Origin of the sequence: Peptoniphilus faecalis (assembly GCF_012976305.1) — a bacterium.
Classification (GTDB): domain Bacteria; phylum Bacillota; class Clostridia; order Tissierellales; family Peptoniphilaceae; genus Peptoniphilus_A; species Peptoniphilus_A faecalis.
This window is the reverse complement of record NZ_JABDSR010000005.1, coordinates 145606-163382: the sequence shown is the minus strand read 5'-3', so window position 1 is coordinate 163382 and position 17777 is coordinate 145606. Positions and strand designations below refer to the sequence as shown.

The 17777-nt window shown below is 29.1% G+C and carries 17 protein-coding genes and 1 pseudogene; 12 read left to right on the top strand and 6 right to left on the bottom strand.

Annotation, left to right across the window (positions count from 1 at the left end):
• On the bottom strand, positions 1-550 hold a 550-nt coding region (locus HKO22_RS04960), incomplete at its 3' end, for a relaxase/mobilization nuclease domain-containing protein (RefSeq protein ID WP_169968966.1).
• Position 551: 1 nt separating this feature from the next.
• Entirely contained in the window at positions 552-908 is a 357-nt protein-coding gene (locus HKO22_RS04955; protein WP_169968964.1) for a plasmid mobilization protein, read from the bottom strand.
• Positions 909-1203: 295 nt separating this feature from the next.
• On the opposite strand from HKO22_RS04955, the gene HKO22_RS04950 reads away from it, so the two are divergent.
• The 10 genes and pseudogenes from HKO22_RS04950 to HKO22_RS04905 all read left to right on the top strand — a co-directional run bounded on the left by HKO22_RS04950 (position 1204) and on the right by HKO22_RS04905 (position 11787).
• Positions 1204-1842 (top strand): TetR/AcrR family transcriptional regulator, encoded by a 639-nt coding sequence (locus HKO22_RS04950; protein ID WP_019118521.1) that lies wholly within the window; start codon positions 1204-1206, stop codon positions 1840-1842.
• A 57-nt stretch (positions 1843-1899) separates the two neighbouring features.
• Positions 1900-3630 (top strand): ABC transporter ATP-binding protein, encoded by a 1731-nt coding sequence (locus HKO22_RS04945; protein ID WP_169968962.1) that lies wholly within the window; start codon positions 1900-1902, stop codon positions 3628-3630.
• 1 nt (position 3631) lies between these two features.
• The gene (locus tag HKO22_RS04940) at positions 3632-5365 is read left to right on the top strand and encodes an ABC transporter ATP-binding protein (protein WP_019118519.1); all 1734 of its coding nucleotides are present in this window, start codon (positions 3632-3634) and stop codon (positions 5363-5365) included.
• 10 nt (positions 5366-5375) lie between these two features.
• Entirely contained in the window at positions 5376-5966 is a 591-nt protein-coding gene (locus tag HKO22_RS04935; RefSeq protein ID WP_019118518.1) for an MptD family putative ECF transporter S component, read from the top strand.
• Complete coding sequence (locus HKO22_RS04930; protein WP_456238486.1) at positions 5896-6648, top strand: energy-coupling factor transporter transmembrane component T; 753 nt, start codon at positions 5896-5898, stop codon at positions 6646-6648. The genes HKO22_RS04935 and HKO22_RS04930 overlap by 71 nt, the downstream gene beginning before the upstream one ends.
• Entirely contained in the window at positions 6636-8057 is a 1422-nt protein-coding gene (locus HKO22_RS04925) for an ABC transporter ATP-binding protein (protein WP_019118516.1), read from the top strand. The genes HKO22_RS04930 and HKO22_RS04925 overlap by 13 nt, the downstream gene beginning before the upstream one ends.
• 217 nt (positions 8058-8274) lie before the next feature.
• A pseudogene (locus HKO22_RS04920) lies at positions 8275-8686 on the top strand (sigma-70 family RNA polymerase sigma factor).
• A 410-nt stretch (positions 8687-9096) separates the two neighbouring features.
• The gene (locus HKO22_RS04915) at positions 9097-9234 is read left to right on the top strand and encodes a hypothetical protein (protein ID WP_169968958.1); all 138 of its coding nucleotides are present in this window, start codon (positions 9097-9099) and stop codon (positions 9232-9234) included.
• A 55-nt stretch (positions 9235-9289) separates the two neighbouring features.
• Positions 9290-11044, top strand: coding sequence for a recombinase family protein (locus HKO22_RS04910; RefSeq protein WP_169968956.1), 1755 nt, complete (start codon positions 9290-9292; stop codon positions 11042-11044).
• 68 nt (positions 11045-11112) lie between these two features.
• Positions 11113-11787 (top strand): DNA alkylation repair protein, encoded by a 675-nt coding sequence (locus HKO22_RS04905; RefSeq protein WP_169968954.1) that lies wholly within the window; start codon positions 11113-11115, stop codon positions 11785-11787.
• 624 nt (positions 11788-12411) lie between these two features.
• On the opposite strand, the gene HKO22_RS04900 is transcribed toward HKO22_RS04905, so the two are convergent.
• The 3 genes from HKO22_RS04900 to HKO22_RS04890 form a co-directional block, all read right to left on the bottom strand.
• On the bottom strand, positions 12412-12882 hold the full coding sequence (locus tag HKO22_RS04900) for a hypothetical protein (protein ID WP_169968952.1): 471 nt from the start codon (positions 12880-12882) through the stop codon (positions 12412-12414).
• A 15-nt stretch (positions 12883-12897) separates the two neighbouring features.
• Entirely contained in the window at positions 12898-13866 is a 969-nt protein-coding gene (locus HKO22_RS04895; RefSeq protein WP_169968950.1) for a hypothetical protein, read from the bottom strand.
• 942 nt (positions 13867-14808) lie between these two features.
• Entirely contained in the window at positions 14809-15942 is a 1134-nt protein-coding gene (locus HKO22_RS04890; RefSeq protein ID WP_169968948.1) for a cation diffusion facilitator family transporter, read from the bottom strand.
• A gap of 225 nt (positions 15943-16167) precedes the next feature.
• On the opposite strand from HKO22_RS04890, the gene HKO22_RS04885 reads away from it, so the two are divergent.
• Positions 16168-16323, top strand: a complete 156-nt coding sequence (locus tag HKO22_RS04885; RefSeq protein ID WP_169968947.1) for a hypothetical protein — start codon at positions 16168-16170, stop codon at positions 16321-16323.
• A 172-nt stretch (positions 16324-16495) separates the two neighbouring features.
• Positions 16496-17356, top strand: a complete 861-nt coding sequence (locus tag HKO22_RS04880; protein WP_075660005.1) for a MerR family transcriptional regulator — start codon at positions 16496-16498, stop codon at positions 17354-17356.
• A 165-nt stretch (positions 17357-17521) separates the two neighbouring features.
• Here the strand turns inward: HKO22_RS04880 and HKO22_RS04875 are convergent, their stop codons facing one another.
• Complete coding sequence (locus HKO22_RS04875; protein ID WP_169968945.1) at positions 17522-17683, bottom strand: hypothetical protein; 162 nt, start codon at positions 17681-17683, stop codon at positions 17522-17524.
• Between the last annotated feature and the right edge of the window lie 94 nt (positions 17684-17777).

The following is a 17777-nucleotide window of genomic DNA, read 5'->3' as shown; positions in this document are numbered from 1 at the left end:
GTTTAGATTTCCAAGAATTTCCTTTCTTGTTTTGGTCATATTCGTACCAAGACTTACCAGTAGTTTTATATTTTCTTTTGTAAGCTTCATAATATTTATCAATTACTGAAAGCTTATTTTCTTTACATAATTCATCACTTTGATACCTGATTTTATGGTAAGTTTTTTTGTTAGACTGGTAGCATTTACCAGTCTTGTAATTAACGTTATTAAAAATAATATGGTTATGAATATGCCCTCTATCTATATGAGTTGCAAGAACAAATTCATAATCTTCTTTTAAAATTTTCTTACATAATTCCATTCCAATTTCGTGAGCTTTTATAGGATCAACCTCTCCTGGTAGAAAAGATTGAATTAAATGTCTAGCCAAAACTGTACCTTTAGTATCATTATCTTCTCGTGTTTTCATAAATTGAATGTGGGCAGTAGATGGATGACATTTGAATGAAGATACTAAGATTTTTTCATCAGTTTTTTCACTCTTAGTTATATAGTCTATTGCCAAATTTAGAGTTGATTTTATAGGATGTATTTTCGTAATTGCCATACTAATCACCAGAACTTTCTTTTGATTTATTAAGAAGTAGGGAATGGATCTGCAATATTTCTCTTGATAATTTTTCTATTTCTTTATTCATTGCTTCAATTTCATTTTTGTATATAACACCAGTTGTATTAGTTGCTTTTGCAATCTGGTTTATATTGTTTGTTGCATTTGAAAGTAGCCATTGTAGGTTTCTAAATAGTTCTAAATCTACAACATAAATTTCTTTTTCTAATACGCACTTTCTAAGAAAGTGGGACATGGTTTTACAATTTGCAAGTTTCATTTTCTTTTCAAAGATTTCCTTTTCTTCCTTAGTTAATTTTATTTCTATTCTTTCATTTCTAAATCTATTTGCCATTTTATTCTCCTTTATAAAATATATTTCGGGGTCTTAGGGTTCTCCCTAACAAGGTAAAAATTAAAAAAATGGAGCATTCCGTAAAGGGCTGCTCCATTAATTTTTTCGTAAGTGTCCGTACACTTACTGTGCTTGCTATTAAAGTTATAAGCGTTAAGCGTATATTTAATTATTAATAATTATATCATACTTAAGTATGATTTTCTACTGTTCGTATTGACAAAAAGAAGATGAGTATATATAATGATAACTAAGTTATCATGGTTAGGTTTTGTAGTAGGAAGAAGGTGAATGAGTGTTGAGTTTAAGTGGGTATGATGCTACTCATAGCAAAATTTTAGAAAGTGGTATAAAAAACTTTTTAAAAGATGGTTATGAGAAATCTAACTTAAGAAAGATTTGCAAAGAAGCTGGGGTAACTACAGGAGCTTTTTACCGTCATTTTGATGATAAGGAAAATTTGTTTACAAATTTGGTAGAACCTTTTGCAAGTCAGATTCTTGATATTTATAAAAATTATGAAGACAAAAGTCTTAAAACTTATGAATCTGATGAAGAGTTAAGTAAAAATAAGTTATTAGAAATACTGAAAATGAAAGAAGAAGCATCTGTAAAGTCCGTATCTTTCTTTTATGATAATAAAGATATTTTTGAGCTTTTGATTTTTTCTTCATATGGTACAAAATACGAGAACTTTATTGATGAAATTATAGGATTTGAAGATGAAAATCATAAAAAAATTTTAAATCTAATTTATAAGAATGGATATAGGAGCGTTATTACTGATGAGGGACTACATCTTATAAACCATGCTTACATTTATGCACTATCAGAATTAGTAGTACATTCTAATAGTAAGGAAGAAGCAGTTCATAATGCAAAGATTATAGCGGGATTTTTTAATGATGGTTGGAAAAAGATTAGGGGATTATAATCCTTAATTTTTTTAAAAATATGATAACTAAGTTATCTTTTTATGGAGGTGGAAATTTTGAAAAAAGAAAATCAATTTAAAAAACTAATGAAATTGGCGAACAATCATAGGTCAAGTTTAAATCTGTCAGTGCTACTCGCAAGTCTTGGAGTTATTTTTGGAATACTTCCCTTTATAAGTGGAGGAAAAATTGCTGAAGGACTTATATCAAATGATACTGATAAAAATTACTATATCTTATGGTGTTTAACTGGACTACTAGGTTATGCTTTAAAAACTTTATTATATGCATGGTCTCTATCTATTTCCCACAAGGCTACTTTTTCTATACTTGCTGATATTAGGATAAAAATGATAGAGAAACTTCCTAAACTTTCTCTTGGAACAATAAGCGAAACTCCAAGTGGAGCTTTTAAGCAAAAAATAGTTGATCAGGTAGAAAGTATGGAGAGTCCACTTGCTCACATGTTCCCTGAAATGACAGCAAATTTACTAGGTCCTGTTTTTGTATTTTTATATCTTTTGTTTGTAGACTGGAGAATGGGACTCTTATCCCTCGTATCATTTCCAATAGGTATGTTTTTTATGGCAAGTGTTTTTAAATCTTATGGAGATAATTTTGCTGGTGCGATGAAAATCGGAGGAGAAATGAATTCTTCTCTTGTAGAATACGTAAATGGGTTAGAAGTGATAAGGTCATATAATCAGACGGATAAAACTTATAAAAAAATCACCGACAAAGTTTATGCTAATGCTAAATATTATTATGACTGGATGACAAAAACTCAATTTGGAATGTCAATGTCAAAAGCAATCACCCCAACTACTCTTCTAGCTATACTTCCATTGGGATATATCTTTTATAAGAATGGATCTTTATCCTTAACAGGATATCTACTTTCCATAATTTTATCCTTTTCCTTACAAGGATTACTAAATACTATGATGAGATTTACAACTATAGGAGCTCAAGTAGGCACTTTAGTAGAAAATGTGGAGTCTGTTCTTAATTCGACTGAGCAAATTCACAGTGAAGAAAAAATTGTTATTAAAAATCATGATATAGAGCTTAATAATGTGAGTTTCGAGTACGAAGATGGTCAAGAAATTTTATCAGATATTTCCTTACAAATAAAAGAAGGAACTAAAAATGCTTTTGTAGGTTTGTCAGGTGGTGGAAAATCTACTATTGCAAAATTAATTGCAGGATTTTGGGATGTAAAGAAGGGTGTGATTAAGATGGGCGATATTCCTTATGAAAACATTCCTTTAGAAGAACTTTATGATCAGGTTTCTTTTGTGTCCCAAGACAACTTTTTATTTGATGATACTATAAGGGAAAATATAAGAATGGGTGACCCTAAGGCGAGCGATAAAGAAGTTGAGGAGATATCAAAAAAAGCTGGCTGTCATGAATTTATATCTCATTTGGAAAATGCATATGAAACTAGGGTTGGAAAACAGGGAGAAAGTCTTTTTGGAGGCGAAAGGCAGCGAATCGTTATAGCTAGAGCAATGCTAAAAAACGCCCCTATAGTTATATTTGATGAAGCAACGGCCTATATGGATCCAGAAAATGAATATTTAATTCAAAATTCTTTAAATGAATTAATTAAAAATAAAACTGTAATCGTGATTGCACACAGATTATATACAATAAAAGATTCGGATAAGATTTTTGTAGTAAATAATGGAAAAATTGAAGACTCTGGTAAGCATGAAGATCTTCTAAATTCTTCAGAGACTTATAAGAAGCTTTGGAAAACAAGTATAGGAAAGGAGGATTAATATGTTAGAAACCTTAAGTAAAATTTGGAGGTTTTCAGCTAAGGAGAAGTCAAACTTAAATAAATCTTTAGTTATATCAGTAATTCATGCATTCTTTTATGTTTTGCAAATGGGAGCCGTTTATTTTATTTTGTTAAGTATTGTAAATAATGGAGAAAAATTAAGAACATCCTTAATGTCTTTTGCTATTATTCTTGCATCTATATTTGGACGAATGATAACAAATTATTACGCACAGTTAAGACAAACTCATGCAGGTTATTTTATGGTTGCAAATGCAAGAATTAAAATGACAGATAAGTTGAAAAAAATTCCAATGGGTTTACTAAATAATTCAAAAATGGAAAATATTTCAGGGATATTAACAACAGGGCTAAGCGAAACAGAAAACACTGTTCCTTCAATTCTCATAACCATGCTTACTGGATTTTTAACAGCCTTTGTTTTTACTATCATGGTTTTTATTTTTGATATTAGAATTGGGATTGTAGTTGCAATAGCAACATTAATATACCTTTATGTTAGTGATAGAATGCAAAAAGTTTCAGCTAAAGTTGCTCCCAAAAGAGCCAATGCCCAAATTAATTTATCTGATAGAGTTTTAGAACATATACAAGCCATGCCTGTTATTAAATCATTTAATTTAACGGGTAAGGGAGATAAAAACACAAGAGATGCTATTTTTGAGAGTAAAAAAACTAATTTAGAAGTAGAGAGAAGATTTACTCCTTTTACAATTTTTTCTTCTCTAATTTTAAATGTTGCATCATTTATATTGATGTATTTGGCTATTAGATTTTATTTTGATCAAACTATGAATTTAACAAACTCTTTGATGACATTGATTATGTCTTATATGATATTTTCTCAGATTCAGGAGGCAGGATCTTCAATGTCAGAGCTAAGAATAGTAGCAAGTTCTATTGATAAAGTTGATGATATTATGTCGCTTAGTGAGATGAAATCGAAGTCTGGTCTAAAGTTAACAAGTAAAAGAAATATTGAATTTAATAATGTTTCTTTTTCCTATGGAAATAAAAAAATAATCGATAAGGTATCTTTTAAAATTCCTGAAAAAACTACTGTGGCATTTATAGGACCATCAGGAGCTGGGAAAACAACCCTATCAAAGCTCATTGCTAGATTTTGGGATGTAGATAGTGGAGATATTACAATAGGTGGAGTAAATATAAAAGATATTAGTTTAGAAGAATTGATGGATAATATCTCCATAGTCTTTCAATCAGTATATCTATTTAATGATACTATTGAAAACAATATAAAATTTGGAAATCCTAATGCAAGTCATGAGGAAGTCATAAATGCTGCAAAAAAAGCTGCGTGTCATGATTTTATTATGGCTTTGCCAAAGGGATATGACACAGTAATAGGAGAAGGGGGTGCTAATCTTTCGGGAGGTGAGAAACAAAGAATATCAATAGCAAGAGCAATTATTAAAGATGCACCAATTATAATTTTAGATGAGGCAACTGCAAATGTTGATCCAGAAAATGAGGACAAATTACAAATTGCGATTAACTCATTAATGAAAGAGAAGACGGTGATTATGATAGCCCATAAATTAAATACCATAAAAAACGCTGATCAAATCATCGTCTTAGAAAAGGGTCAAATTGTTCAAAAAGGTGAACATGATGAATTAATTAAAGAAGAAGGCATATATTCTGATTTCATTAAAATCAGAGAAAAAGCTGAAAATTGGAAAATTAAATAAGGAGGAGAAGATGAATTTAAAAAATATTGTAAAAATTGCTGTTTTTTCAGTTATAGGATTTGTGTTAACAATGGGACTTGGTTATGCTACAGGAGCTTTAGGTGTAATGCCTAGTTTATATTTGTCTTGTGCCTTTGCTACGATTGTAGTAGCACCAGTATTTGTAATTTTGGCAAGGAGTGTAAAGGTGAGGGGGACCGCATTTTTATATTTCTTTTTGATAGGACTATTCTACACTCTTATGGGGATGTGGCCTATTATAATTATAAATACCATTGCTGGAATATTAGCTGAACTTGTAGTGGGAAGTAGTGAAAATTATGATAGAGGCAATAGTAAGGTTGGTCTTGCTTTTGGAGCGGGTATGTTTGTATATTCACTTCATCCTATGATAATTGTGTTTTTCTTTTCAAAATCTAAGGCGATGCTTGAAATGATGGGAGCGGACTACTTTGACTTTTTAAGAAACTTTTACACACCTGCAAATATTGGAATTTGTTTTGTTATTTCCATAATTGCATCAATCATTGGTGCAAAATTTGGATCATATATCTATAATAAGTTTTTTGCTGGTAGGAATAAAAAAAGTGTTCTTGGTTAAAAGTAAAAAAGAGAAAAAGGAAGTAATTAGCCCAATTACTATAATTGGGCTAATTATAGTCTTTTCTATAATACTCACAATAGGAGATGAAGCTTTTTATATTATATGTCTACTATTAAGCTTATTATCATTATCCATTTATTCACTAAAGTTAAGTTTTAAATTTACTTTATTTTTGATTGTAATTTTTATTTTAATAAGGATTTTAGAAAATTATTTGGGTGGTGTCTTTATTGGCTCGATATATCTCATGCTTAGAATTATATTTCTTTACGCTCCTATATTTATTATGGCAAGAGTCATGAGTCTATATTCGGCATCTTTTATTGTAGCTTCTTTTACTAATAGAGGAATGCCTACAAGCTTTGGACTTCCTATTGCTTTATTCTTTAGGTTTATACCTGAAATAAAAATAAGACTCCAAGAAATAAAAGATGGACAAAAGATAAGAGGATTTAAGACTAGTATATTTCACCCAATAAAGACTTTTGAGCTTTATTTTGTGCCTTTACTTTATAAATGTCTTGAAATAAGCGATGTATTAACCTGTTCAATTATTTTAAAGGGGATTGAAATAGATTGTAAAAAAACATCCATATATAATTTGCAATTTTCAAAATTTGATTATTTTATGTGGATTAGCACAGTTATTATGCTAGGAGCAAGTTTATGGAAAATGTGATTAGTGTTAATATTAAATCTTTTTCTTATGGAGAAAATGAGAATTTAAAAAATATTAAATTTAATATCAAAGATGGAGAGTTTATTGTATTAACAGGCAATTCTGGTTGTGGGAAGAGCACACTAATAAGAATAATTACGGGTCTTTTTCCAAGCTTTTATGAAGGAAAATTAGATGGAGAGGTTGAAATTTTAGGAAGAGATATAAATGAATATAAAAAAGGAGAACTTTCAAAAATTTTATCCATTGTTTTTCAAAATCCCAAAGATCAGTTTTTTTGTACAAATGTTTATGATGAAATTGCCTTAGGGGCAGAAAACTTGGGAATTAAAAGAGATTTGATTATAGAAAAGATAGAGTCTATAAGTAAATTGCTTAAAATAGAAAAACTGCTTGATAAATCTATTTTTTCACTATCAGGAGGAGAAAGACAGAGAGTAGCTATTGCTTCAGCTCTTATTCAAGATAGTAAAATTTTATTTTTTGATGAACCATCCTCTTCTCTAGATTATGATTCTATTGAAAGCTTTAAAGAGATTTTAAAAGAATTAAAATCTATGGGTAAAACCATAATATTAGCCGAGCATAGACTTTATTATCTAAAAAACTTATTTGATAGAATTGTGTTTATGAAAGGTGCAACAATCAATGAAATTTTTACAAGAGAAAATTTTAATAATAATCTAGCCAAAGAATTAGGACTTAGGACTTTAGAAGAAAGAAACTTAAAAACTGAAAGAAATTTTTTTGAAAAAGATTCTGTAGAATTTTTTAATAATATATATGTAAGTGTTGGTAAGAAAAGCATTTTAGAAAACATTTCTTTTGATTTAAAGAAGGGAGAAGTTTTAGGAATACTTGGGAAAAATGGATCGGGTAAGACATCTCTATCAAGAATAATAACTGGACTTGTTGGAAAAAATCAAGATACAAGTATAGGTGTACGAGAAAAAGAAAGACTAAAAAATTCTTACCTAGTTCAGCAGGATGTAGATTCACAAATATTTTTAGATACAGTTGAAAATGAACTCCTGTCTATATCATCTGATAAAGAAGAAATTAAAAAACTTTTAAAGGAAATAAATCTCTGGGATAAAAGAACATCACATCCTCAAAAATTATCAGGAGGTCAGAAACAAAGGCTAGCTGTAATTACTGCTTTTCTATCAAATAGACGAGTAATCATATTAGATGAACCAACATCAGGACTTGATTATAAGAATATGGAAATCATGGCTAAGCTTATAAATGAGTATTCTAAAAAGATTTCAATAGTTATTATAACTCATGATTTGGAATTTCTTTTTAAGTGTTGTAATTCTGCTTTAACTCTAGATAAAAATAATTATGATAGGTTTGTCTTATTTAATAATGAAGAAAAAATATTTGAATTTATTGAGCAAATGTAATATTTCAACTTATCATATATTAAAACAAGGAGAAAATAGACTTAAACATCGAAAGACGATATTTATATAATATATCTGTTAAAAATAATATAGCAAATCCAAAAAGAATCTTTATTAAAAATAGTTTCGTTCATTTTAGAGGACTAACCATGCCCAAGAGCAGGAGTCCTCCTTTTTTTGTCTAAAAAAAGACAAAAAAAGAATGGAGGAAACATAAATGACAAAAGAATATTACCTTTATGTCGGTGGGCAAAAAATCAAAGTAAGCAAGCAGATATACAAAGTCTACTGGCAAGAAAGAGAACATGAAAAATATTTAGAGCAGGTGGATAAGAAAAAACACTTGCTCTTTTTTTTCGTCCCTAAATCACGATGGGAATTTTGAAAATAATCTAGAAGATAAAAACGTTGATGTAGAAAAGGTTGTAGCTACACAAATGATGATTGAAGCACTAAGAAATGCAATGTCAAAGTTAAATAAAGATGAACGGGAAATAATTGAAAGATTATATTTCAATGATGAAACACTTCGTGCAGTAGCAAAGACTCAAAATATATCACATCCTGCTTTAATAAAAAGGCGAGATAAGATTTTAGAAAAACTAAAGAAATTTATAGAAGAAATATAGTTTTTGGTTACCAAAGAGGGCAAATTTTCCTTTATAAAGTGAGGGGGGAGTTTTGTCCTCTTTCTATTTTTAAAAAACAAAATAATATTTGAACCTTAATAATTGAATAGACCAGGACAAGACATTAATCATTTTTGGAGCGTAATAACCTATCCGCCAAGATCTTTCTGCTGAATAATTCGGCAAAACAAGTACTGCTAAGCAAAAAGCAAGGGAAGAAGAAAGGGAGTGATAAGTAAAAGTTTGAATATAGGGAGGGATACCCTATTCGCTATGAAGAAAATGAGGATAATGATACTTCTAAGGTTGAAGCCGGCTCATCCTGAACAGAGGCGGAGGTGAGATTCCTATGTTGCTAATCCAAGGCACTTGTCAATGTCAAAAAACTTAAATTTACATAGGAGGTTATTATGAAAGCAATAAAGATTTATAGTTTGAGAGTAGCAATGTTATGTAGACTTTATGATCTTAAATTAATTAATGATAAGGAATATACAAAAATTAAAAACAGATTAGAAAATGATTATAAGAAGAGAGATAGAAAGTAATTGTTCTTGTGATATACTAACACTGTAGAAAGATACAAAATGGGAAGGAGGTAAAATGAATACTAAAGTAAAAGTAATAAAAGCTTCAAATACTGGAGCAAGAAATAGAAATGCACTAGATTTAGATTTAAAACGTGTTGCAGCATATTGTAGAGTAAGTACAGATAGTAAAGACCAGCTTGAATCATATAAATCGCAAGTTGATTATTATACAAATCTAATAAAAAATAATAAGAGCTGGACTTTGGCTGGTATATATGCAGATGAAGCAACAACAGGAACAACTGCTACTAAAAGAGCAGATTTTATGAGACTAATAAGTGATTGCCAAAATGGAGATATAGATATGATAATTACTAAATCTATATCAAGATTTGCTAGAAACACATTAGATACCTTAAAATATGTAAGACTCCTAAAAGAAAATAATGTTGGTGTAGTATTTGAAGAAGAAAATATAGATACTTTGACAATGGATGGAGAGCTATTACTAACAATATTAAGTTCAGTAGCTCAACAAGAAGTAGAAAATACCTCAGCCCATGTGAAAAAAGGACTGAAAATTAAAATGGAAAAGGGGGAGCTTATTGGTTTTCAAAGTTGTCTTGGATACGATTATGACCCTACAACAAAAAGTATCTCTATAAATGAAGAAGCAGCCAAAATTGTTAGGTATATCTTTAAAAGATATTTAGAGGGCAATGGTGGCTCAGTCATTGGTAGAGAACTAGAAGAACAAGGATATCTCACCCCGAGAGGTAAAACAAAATGGTCTGACACTACAGTGTTAGGAGTAATTAAAAATGAAAAGTATATTGGCGATATACTAATGGGAAAGACCTTCACAGTTGATCCCATAACAAAAAGAAGACTAGCAAACTTTGGTGAATCTGATAAATACCACATTGAAAATCATCACGAGCCAATTATATCAAGAGAAGACTTTGAAAAGGCACAGGAGATTAGACTCAGGAGAGCACAAAACAGAAACGCCATTGCTAATAAGGATAGAAAAAGAGAGAAACTATCAAGACAATACGCTTTTTCAAGTATGCTGGAATGTGGATTTTGTGGTGAAATACTTTCAAGAAGAACATGGCACACTAGTTCAATTTATAAAAAAATTAACTGGCAATGTGTAAAATCAACAAAAAAAGGTAAGAAATATTGTCCTCATTCAAAGGGAATACAAGAAGCGGCAATAGAAAAAGCTTTTGTTGAAAGCTATAGGCAATTATGCCATGCAGATTCAACAGTAATAGATGACTTTTTAAAAATTGTTGAAGAAGAAATAAATGATAATACTTTAGTCAAGGATCTGAAAAAGATAGAAAATCATTTAAATAGAATCATTAGTCAAGAAAGAAAGTTAGTTGATCTCCATTTAGAAGATAGTATAGATGAAGAAGTTTATGCTAAAAAGTATAAAAAACTTATGAAACAAAAAGAAGAATTACTTGATGAAAAGAAAACACTAGAGCTAACTATCAAAGATGAAAACTCTATTAAAGAAAGACTAAAGCAATTTAAAAAGGTCTTAGAAAATAGAGAAATTATAGAGGAATTTAACAGAACAGTATTTGAAAGCATAGTTGATAAAGTTGTGGTGGGTAGAATTGACAAAGACGGAACAGTTCATCCATATGACTTAACATTCTATTTCAAAACAGGAGTTAAAGATAGTCAAGATTCTAATAACTTTAAAGATAAAAGAAAAAATGCCAAAGACAATGACATTAATAAATTGTGCTCCCACAAGAATGACGAGGATAAAAAATTATGTTCCCAAGCAAAAGACAACGCATGTTGAGACTATAGCGTTAATGACAAAGATTCATAGTAGAGCGACAAATTAGAATTATAGGGAGAGTGAAAGAAGTGAACATTAAAGAAGAATTATTGGCATTGCAGGATATTTCATATGCTGATTTTCAAGCTAAATTGACACCAAATATTCCGAGAGACCTATTTATAGGGGTTAGAATTCCGGAGGCTAGGAAGCTTGCTAAAAGAATTATAGGGGAGCCGGAAACATCTAAATTTCTAAGAGATTTACCCCATAAATATTATGATGAAAATATACTTCACGGACTCCTAATTTCTGAAATGAAAGACTATGATGCCTGTATTGAGGCAGTCGATGAATTTCTGCCTTATGTAGATAATTGGGCTGTTTGCGATATTATGTCTCCAAAGATTTTCAAAAAAAATAAAAAAGCACTTTTGGAAAAAATTAAAGAATGGTCCAAATCGGAAGAAGAATATACTTGCCGTTTTGGTCTTGAGATGTTAATGTCTCACTTTCTTGATGATGACTTTAAACCTGAGTATTTGGAGATACCTCTTTCTGTTAATAACGATGAGTATTACGTTAAGATGATGATTGCATGGTTCTTTGCAACGGCTTTGGCAAAGCAATGGGATGCAACCATAAAACACATTGAAGATCAGCGCCTAGACACATGGACTCATAATAAGGCAATACAGAAAGCACGTGAAAGTAAGCGCATTACACCGAAACAAAAAGAATATTTAAAGTCACTTAAAGGATGACGAAATTTAGTTGATATTGAACTTTAACTTACACCTCCTAGGACATATTTTTTGCATTTTCTACCATGCAAGGAGTGTTAAAATCAACTTTTCGATGTATGCTATCATCAGGTTAGTCTTAATAAATATTAAAATTGTTGTGTGTTCGACAAGAAAACAGGAAATTGAAGTTTTACTGGTAAAGTAAGATGATAATGGGAATGTTAAAACGCTAATTTAAAAATATGTCCGATGCGGAATTATTTCTAAATAGATTTGAATTATATGACCTTATTCTTCATAATATACTTAGATTAAGTTCCAAATTTGTTAAACAAGGAAAGTTTAGACTTATAATGGATAGCTTAACTTATTCGTTATGGATATATTCCCACATACGAGGCTTTTGAAAAGTTTCAAAATTTATCCATACTGACCACTCAAGCCATTCAGAATCTGTGGCTCTTCTTAACAAAATTAAATAAACAATTTATAAGGACTTTTGGGTTTAAGAAATACCCTTAGGTCTTTTTTTATTTATTTGTGTCCCAATCATTTTTATAAATTATCATAAATAAGAAAATAAGCAAAGTACAAAATATAAGTTTTATCCTTTGCTTAATTGTTAGTTTATTGTTTTAAATATTAATCGTAAGGAATGATATAGGATGGATTATTGAGGATTTTTTTTAGTTCTTCTAAAAGAACAGGCAAAAATTCTGTGTAAGCTTTTCCTCCTGCTGGATAAAAAAGTTTTTCTATTTCATGTAGAGAGTGTAAACCGGATTGGCTGAATTCCAAAAATAGACTATGCAAAATAGGGATAAGGGGCAATAAAGCTAAGACCAAAAAGTAGACCAAGTGGGCTCTTGCGTTTTCTCTATCTTTTTTCAAAAAGAAAAACAAAGTTGAGAAAAGTAAGTACCAAAAGAGAATAAATCCTACTATTAAGCCTATAATTGAAAGCAGAATGAAGAAAATTCGAAATGGCCATTGATATGTAGGACCCTGAAAAAACATAGCCAAAGCCGAGTTTAGAGGACTGATTAAAAATAGAAAAATTCCTATTTTAATAAGCCTATAATAGTTTATATGAGGAAATTTGATTTTATTCATGTATATATCCTAGGATTATTCTAAATTACGTTCAATTACAAGTCCATCAATATACACATTAAATGTATGAGTATTATTTATGGGGTCTAAAAATTGAATAAGGTAATTGTACATAGTGTTAAAATCATAGACATCATATAGGCGAAAAAATGTTTTACCATAGTACATTCTATGATAACGTAAGTTTGTTGTACCATGAATTGCAAGCCCTAAATCTGAGTTTAAAGCGAACTCATCTTGATTTAACTCGTCATTTCCAGAATAACCAAAGTTTGCCACATCTAAATTAAATTGGGAAACATACATTCCTTGTTTTATATTTGATTCAATGCCATATCCATCATATCTATTTACAAGTTGAGCAGAATAACCTACAATATTAAATCTTAGGTCAGAAGGAGAAGAAGTAAGAGAATGATTATAAAAATGATAATAAATAGGAAGTCGATTTACCCTAAATATACCTCTAATAGCCGAGATACTAGATGTTTGGGATAAAGAATTAAAATATTGTTCTTTTAATTCCTTAGGTATAGAAGGGAAAGCTGCATTTACGGTTTGCTTAAGAACCTCATTATCTGTTTTTAAGCAATTCAAAGCAAAAATATAATCGGAAGTTGCTTCAGATTTATGAAATTTAGAAATTTCTAATGGAATATCTGTATTTATATGTACTTCAGGAATTTTGGATTTTTTAGATGGGATATTAATCATTTTTTTAGAATAATTTTCAAGTGCATCAAAATATTTTATCCTATATTCTAAAGGTATAAAGGAAATTTTATTTTGTATCATAGAATCAACAAATTGTTCGTCATTACGACCAATTTCAGGAGTCCACTCTATAACATTGCTATCTAAAGGTTCAAAAATAACGTTGTCAAAGTAATTAAAATTTTCACTTAATGCATGACATGAATTGAAAAAATTCAAAGATAGGACACATAAAACCAATGTAAATAAAAACACAAATATTTTTTTCATATTTATTCTTCTTTCAAGATAATGAAAATACAACAATAATCTTTTATTTTATATATATCCAAAAGCAATGTTTTTTAAACAATCACATTGAAAAAATGTTTTATAATTATTAAATAAATATATAAATTATTAAATAAATATATAAATTATTAAATAAATATATAGACATAGAGTTCATATATTACATTTAAGTCAGCATTTGAAGTTCATATATAAGACTAATAAGAATTAAAAGTAGATCTAAAATATAGTTAACAGTACAATATAAACCTCCTTAATACAGAACGAAGAAGTGTTTTTTGAATGAAGAAATTAGCCATAAAGCGTATTATAATGCTTATTCCATAATTATTAAATCATAATAATTTAGCAGCTTTCAAATCAAAAAAAACAATTAAATATTTAAGCAAACAATAAATACAAATTCATAGAAATTAATATAAAATTTACTTTGAAGGTGTTAGAATAAGAAATGTAAATTAAATTTCACGCATATAGAACAAACTCATTTAAAGGAAAATATGATAAATAACGAATAATTTTTTTAAAATTTTCACTAGATAATAAGATTCTAGACTTATAATAAATCACATGTTAGTTATGGAAATATTCCCATATACGAGGCTTTTGAAAAACATTGAATTTTATCCATACTGACCGCTCAAGTCATGTTGAGACGATATTATTGATATCAAGGATAGAAGATTAATAACAGAACAATGGCGAAGTCAAGGGGTTGGAGATTTTATGCTAAATCTAAAAACTCATAAATATTAAAACAAGTTCTATGGAAAAATATAGAAAGAGAAAATGCAGCGTAAAAATTTTCTACAACTGGGTAATAAAGAATAAAAAGACCAGAGAAAATATTATACTCACTCTGGTATTATTACAACTTTGTGGGTCAAATTATAACCACGTTTTTAAGATTAAAAGTTAATTTTATAAATCAAGGTCAGGAACAATTTGAATTTTATAATCTGGATAAAGGCCTTTGACTTCTTTATTTATTATTTTAAGGGCATCTTCTATTTTAATGTCAAAGCTCAAAACAACATCAAATCTTAAAGAATTTTTATCGATATCGCAGTAAAATCCATGGACTTGTAGAGCCCAATCATGAGATAAAATTTTCTTTTCGACAGTTTTTCTAATTTCTGTAGCTTTTTTGTCTTTAGTATTAAAAGAATATACACCGAGAGCAATTAAAATTACTCCAGTTTTTTTATAAATCTTGTGTTGTAATTTTCTTGTCAACATGTCAACCTCATCGACTTGCATTTTGTCTGGAAGTTCAACATGAAGGGAAGAATAGTATTTATTAGGACCGTAATTAAAAAGCGCTAAGTCGTATACTCCAAGAACTTGTTCTTCTTCACTAACTAACTCTTTTATTCTCTCTACCATTTCATGATCAGCTCTGTGACCAATTAAATCATCAACAGTTGATAGCATTATTTCAATTCCAGCCTTAATCATGAAAATTGAAATAATTATACCAATATAAGCTTCAAGAGAAATTCCCCAAATTGTAAAAATAATTGCAGACAAAAACACAGAAAAAGAGAGAATTGCGTCAAATAAAGCATCAGAACCCGATGCAATTAATGCAGTAGAATTAATTTTTTTGCCTTGTTCTTTCACATAATTTCCCAACATAAATTTTACGACAACTGCCAAACCAATAACTACAATAGAAAGTATTGTATAGGATGCAGGACTTGGATTTAAAATTTTCTTCACAGATTCAACCAAAGAAGTAATTCCAGCGTAAAGAACAAGAGCAGCAATAATCATCGAAGATATGTATTCAATCCTTCCATAACCCATTGGATGCTTTTTGTCTGGAGCCTTGCTGGCAATTTTTTCGCCTATGATAGTTACAACAGAAGAAAGAGCATCAGATAAATTGTTCACAGCATCTAAAATCAGCGCAATAGAATTAACAAATAAACCTAAAATTGCCTTAAATATTGCGAGAAACACATTGATTAAAATAGCAATTATGCTTGTCTTTATAATTGCCTTTCCACGATTTTTTAAGATATTTGAAATATCATAACTCTCTTGTGACATAATAACCCCTTTTTATTTAAAATTTATGATTAATTTTTACGCCTTTTTAATACCCATAATTTTATTGTTTAAATAAAGAATAGAGAATGGATAAGAATGAAAAGTATATAGTATAAACAAAATAGTAAACGACATGCCACTTATCATTTAAGCGAACCAAGTACTGTTTTTTGATTTTAAAATAGTTTTAACTAATAGTATCAATATATTTGGGACAATATTGATTTGCCAAAATTCAAAGCTCAGGATGATTCAGGAATTTTTTCAATCATGGAGCAAATAAAAAAGAATAAAAATCGCTTTGTAGAAATCGAAGAGTTTATAAGTGCAAACTCAGTTTTAAATTATGTAATTTATTACAATGTATTAAAATCATTATAATGGAAAAGATAAGGATGAAAAAATACTGTTATTCATCTTTTAAGTTAAAGAATTATAGAAATATCTAATTATTTTTGGAAAAGTGATATTTGCCGGTAAGTTAAATAATAAATTTTAGTATTTGACTAGTCCCTTAGGGACGGTGATATCCTTTAAATAGAGGAGGGATATTATGATTATAAGTGAAGTTCAAAACAGGACGGGTCTTACAAGAAAGGCTATTAAATATTATGAAGAAAGAGGACTAATTAATCCCAAAAGACTTGAGAATGGGTATAGAGATTACAGTGATAAAGATATTAAAATTTTAAAAAAAATTTCTGTACTTTCTAAAGTTGGATTAAGTGTAGCTGAAATTAAAGGAATACTACATTCACAAGATTCTTCATTATCTACGATTTTAAGGAATAAGGAATTTGAATTAAATATTGAAGAAAAAAAGAAAGAAATTCTTGAACTTATAATCAAGGGAGAAGAGCAAGCTACGATAAATAAAAAACTTGATTTGTTAGAAACTAATAAAACTATTTATGAAAGATTAATGGATAAATTTCCGGGCTATTTTGGACAAGTTTTATTTTCAGCCTACAAGATATTTTTAAATGAAAATCTAGAAGAAGATGGGAAAAAAGCCTTTGAAAAATATATAGAGTACTTAGATAATTTACCAGAATTTCAATTGTCTAATGACGAAGGTAAATACATTGAAAAATTAACTAAATCTTTTTCTATGGCAGATTTAGAAAAAATTAATGAATCAAAGATTGAAGCAGTGAATAATATAAAAAAATGGTTTAAAGATAATGAAAAATTTATTTTTGACTATGAAAAATATAAAAAAAGTGATGAGTATTTGAATAGTGAGGTTAAGAAAATACAAGATAGATTTCAAAAATACATGGTGGACAATGGATATTATGAGATTGCAATTCCACTCATTAGAAAATTTAGTAAATCCTATGATGAATATTATAAGAAATTAATACAAGCCAATAAAAAATATTTAAAAGAAAAAAGTTCTTATTCTAGATAAAAATGTATTTTGGGAATAGGGTTGTGGACTATAGGTATGATTTAATTAATATACAATTAAGAAATTGAAATATCTTAAATTATGAGGAATATAGAAGCTTATGTAAGAATTCTAATTAACATAATATTATAATAAAAGTTGTGCCTTTTTTGACACAACTTTTTATTACATATTTATTATATCTCCAAGAATAGATGCCGCAGCTGGGATTGAGCGAGACTTGCTGCCTATTATTGTGAGATCGCAAAGGGCATCTGTTTTATATTTAACAGCTTTGTTCTTACTATTTACGAAGTATAGACTGTCATTTTCTGAAACTAGGTACATTTATATAGCTTCAATTGAATTTATTTCAGCTCCTGCGAGGTCATATAACCACCTATAGTACACACTATTCAAAGATGTAAATTTTTTCCTTTGC

Excerpts from the sequence above, each read along its gene's own strand:
- HKO22_RS04955 (WP_169968964.1), bottom strand. The coding sequence starts at position 908 with ATGGCAAATAGATTTAGAAATGAAAGAATAGAAATAAAATTAACTAAG.
- HKO22_RS04940 (WP_019118519.1), top strand. The coding sequence starts at position 3,632 with ATGTTAGAAACCTTAAGTAAAATTTGGAGGTTTTCAGCTAAGGAGAAG.
- HKO22_RS04935 (WP_019118518.1), top strand. The coding sequence starts at position 5,376 with ATGAATTTAAAAAATATTGTAAAAATTGCTGTTTTTTCAGTTATAGGA.
- HKO22_RS04925 (WP_019118516.1), top strand. The coding sequence starts at position 6,636 with ATGGAAAATGTGATTAGTGTTAATATTAAATCTTTTTCTTATGGAGAA.
- HKO22_RS04915 (WP_169968958.1), top strand. The coding sequence starts at position 9,097 with ATGAAAGCAATAAAGATTTATAGTTTGAGAGTAGCAATGTTATGTAGA.
- HKO22_RS04910 (WP_169968956.1), top strand. The coding sequence starts at position 9,290 with ATGAATACTAAAGTAAAAGTAATAAAAGCTTCAAATACTGGAGCAAGA.
- HKO22_RS04900 (WP_169968952.1), bottom strand. The coding sequence starts at position 12,882 with ATGAATAAAATCAAATTTCCTCATATAAACTATTATAGGCTTATTAAA.
- HKO22_RS04895 (WP_169968950.1), bottom strand. The coding sequence starts at position 13,866 with ATGAAAAAAATATTTGTGTTTTTATTTACATTGGTTTTATGTGTCCTA.
- HKO22_RS04890 (WP_169968948.1), bottom strand. The coding sequence starts at position 15,942 with ATGTCACAAGAGAGTTATGATATTTCAAATATCTTAAAAAATCGTGGA.
- HKO22_RS04880 (WP_075660005.1), top strand. The coding sequence starts at position 16,496 with ATGATTATAAGTGAAGTTCAAAACAGGACGGGTCTTACAAGAAAGGCT.
- HKO22_RS04875 (WP_169968945.1), bottom strand. The coding sequence starts at position 17,683 with ATGTACCTAGTTTCAGAAAATGACAGTCTATACTTCGTAAATAGTAAG.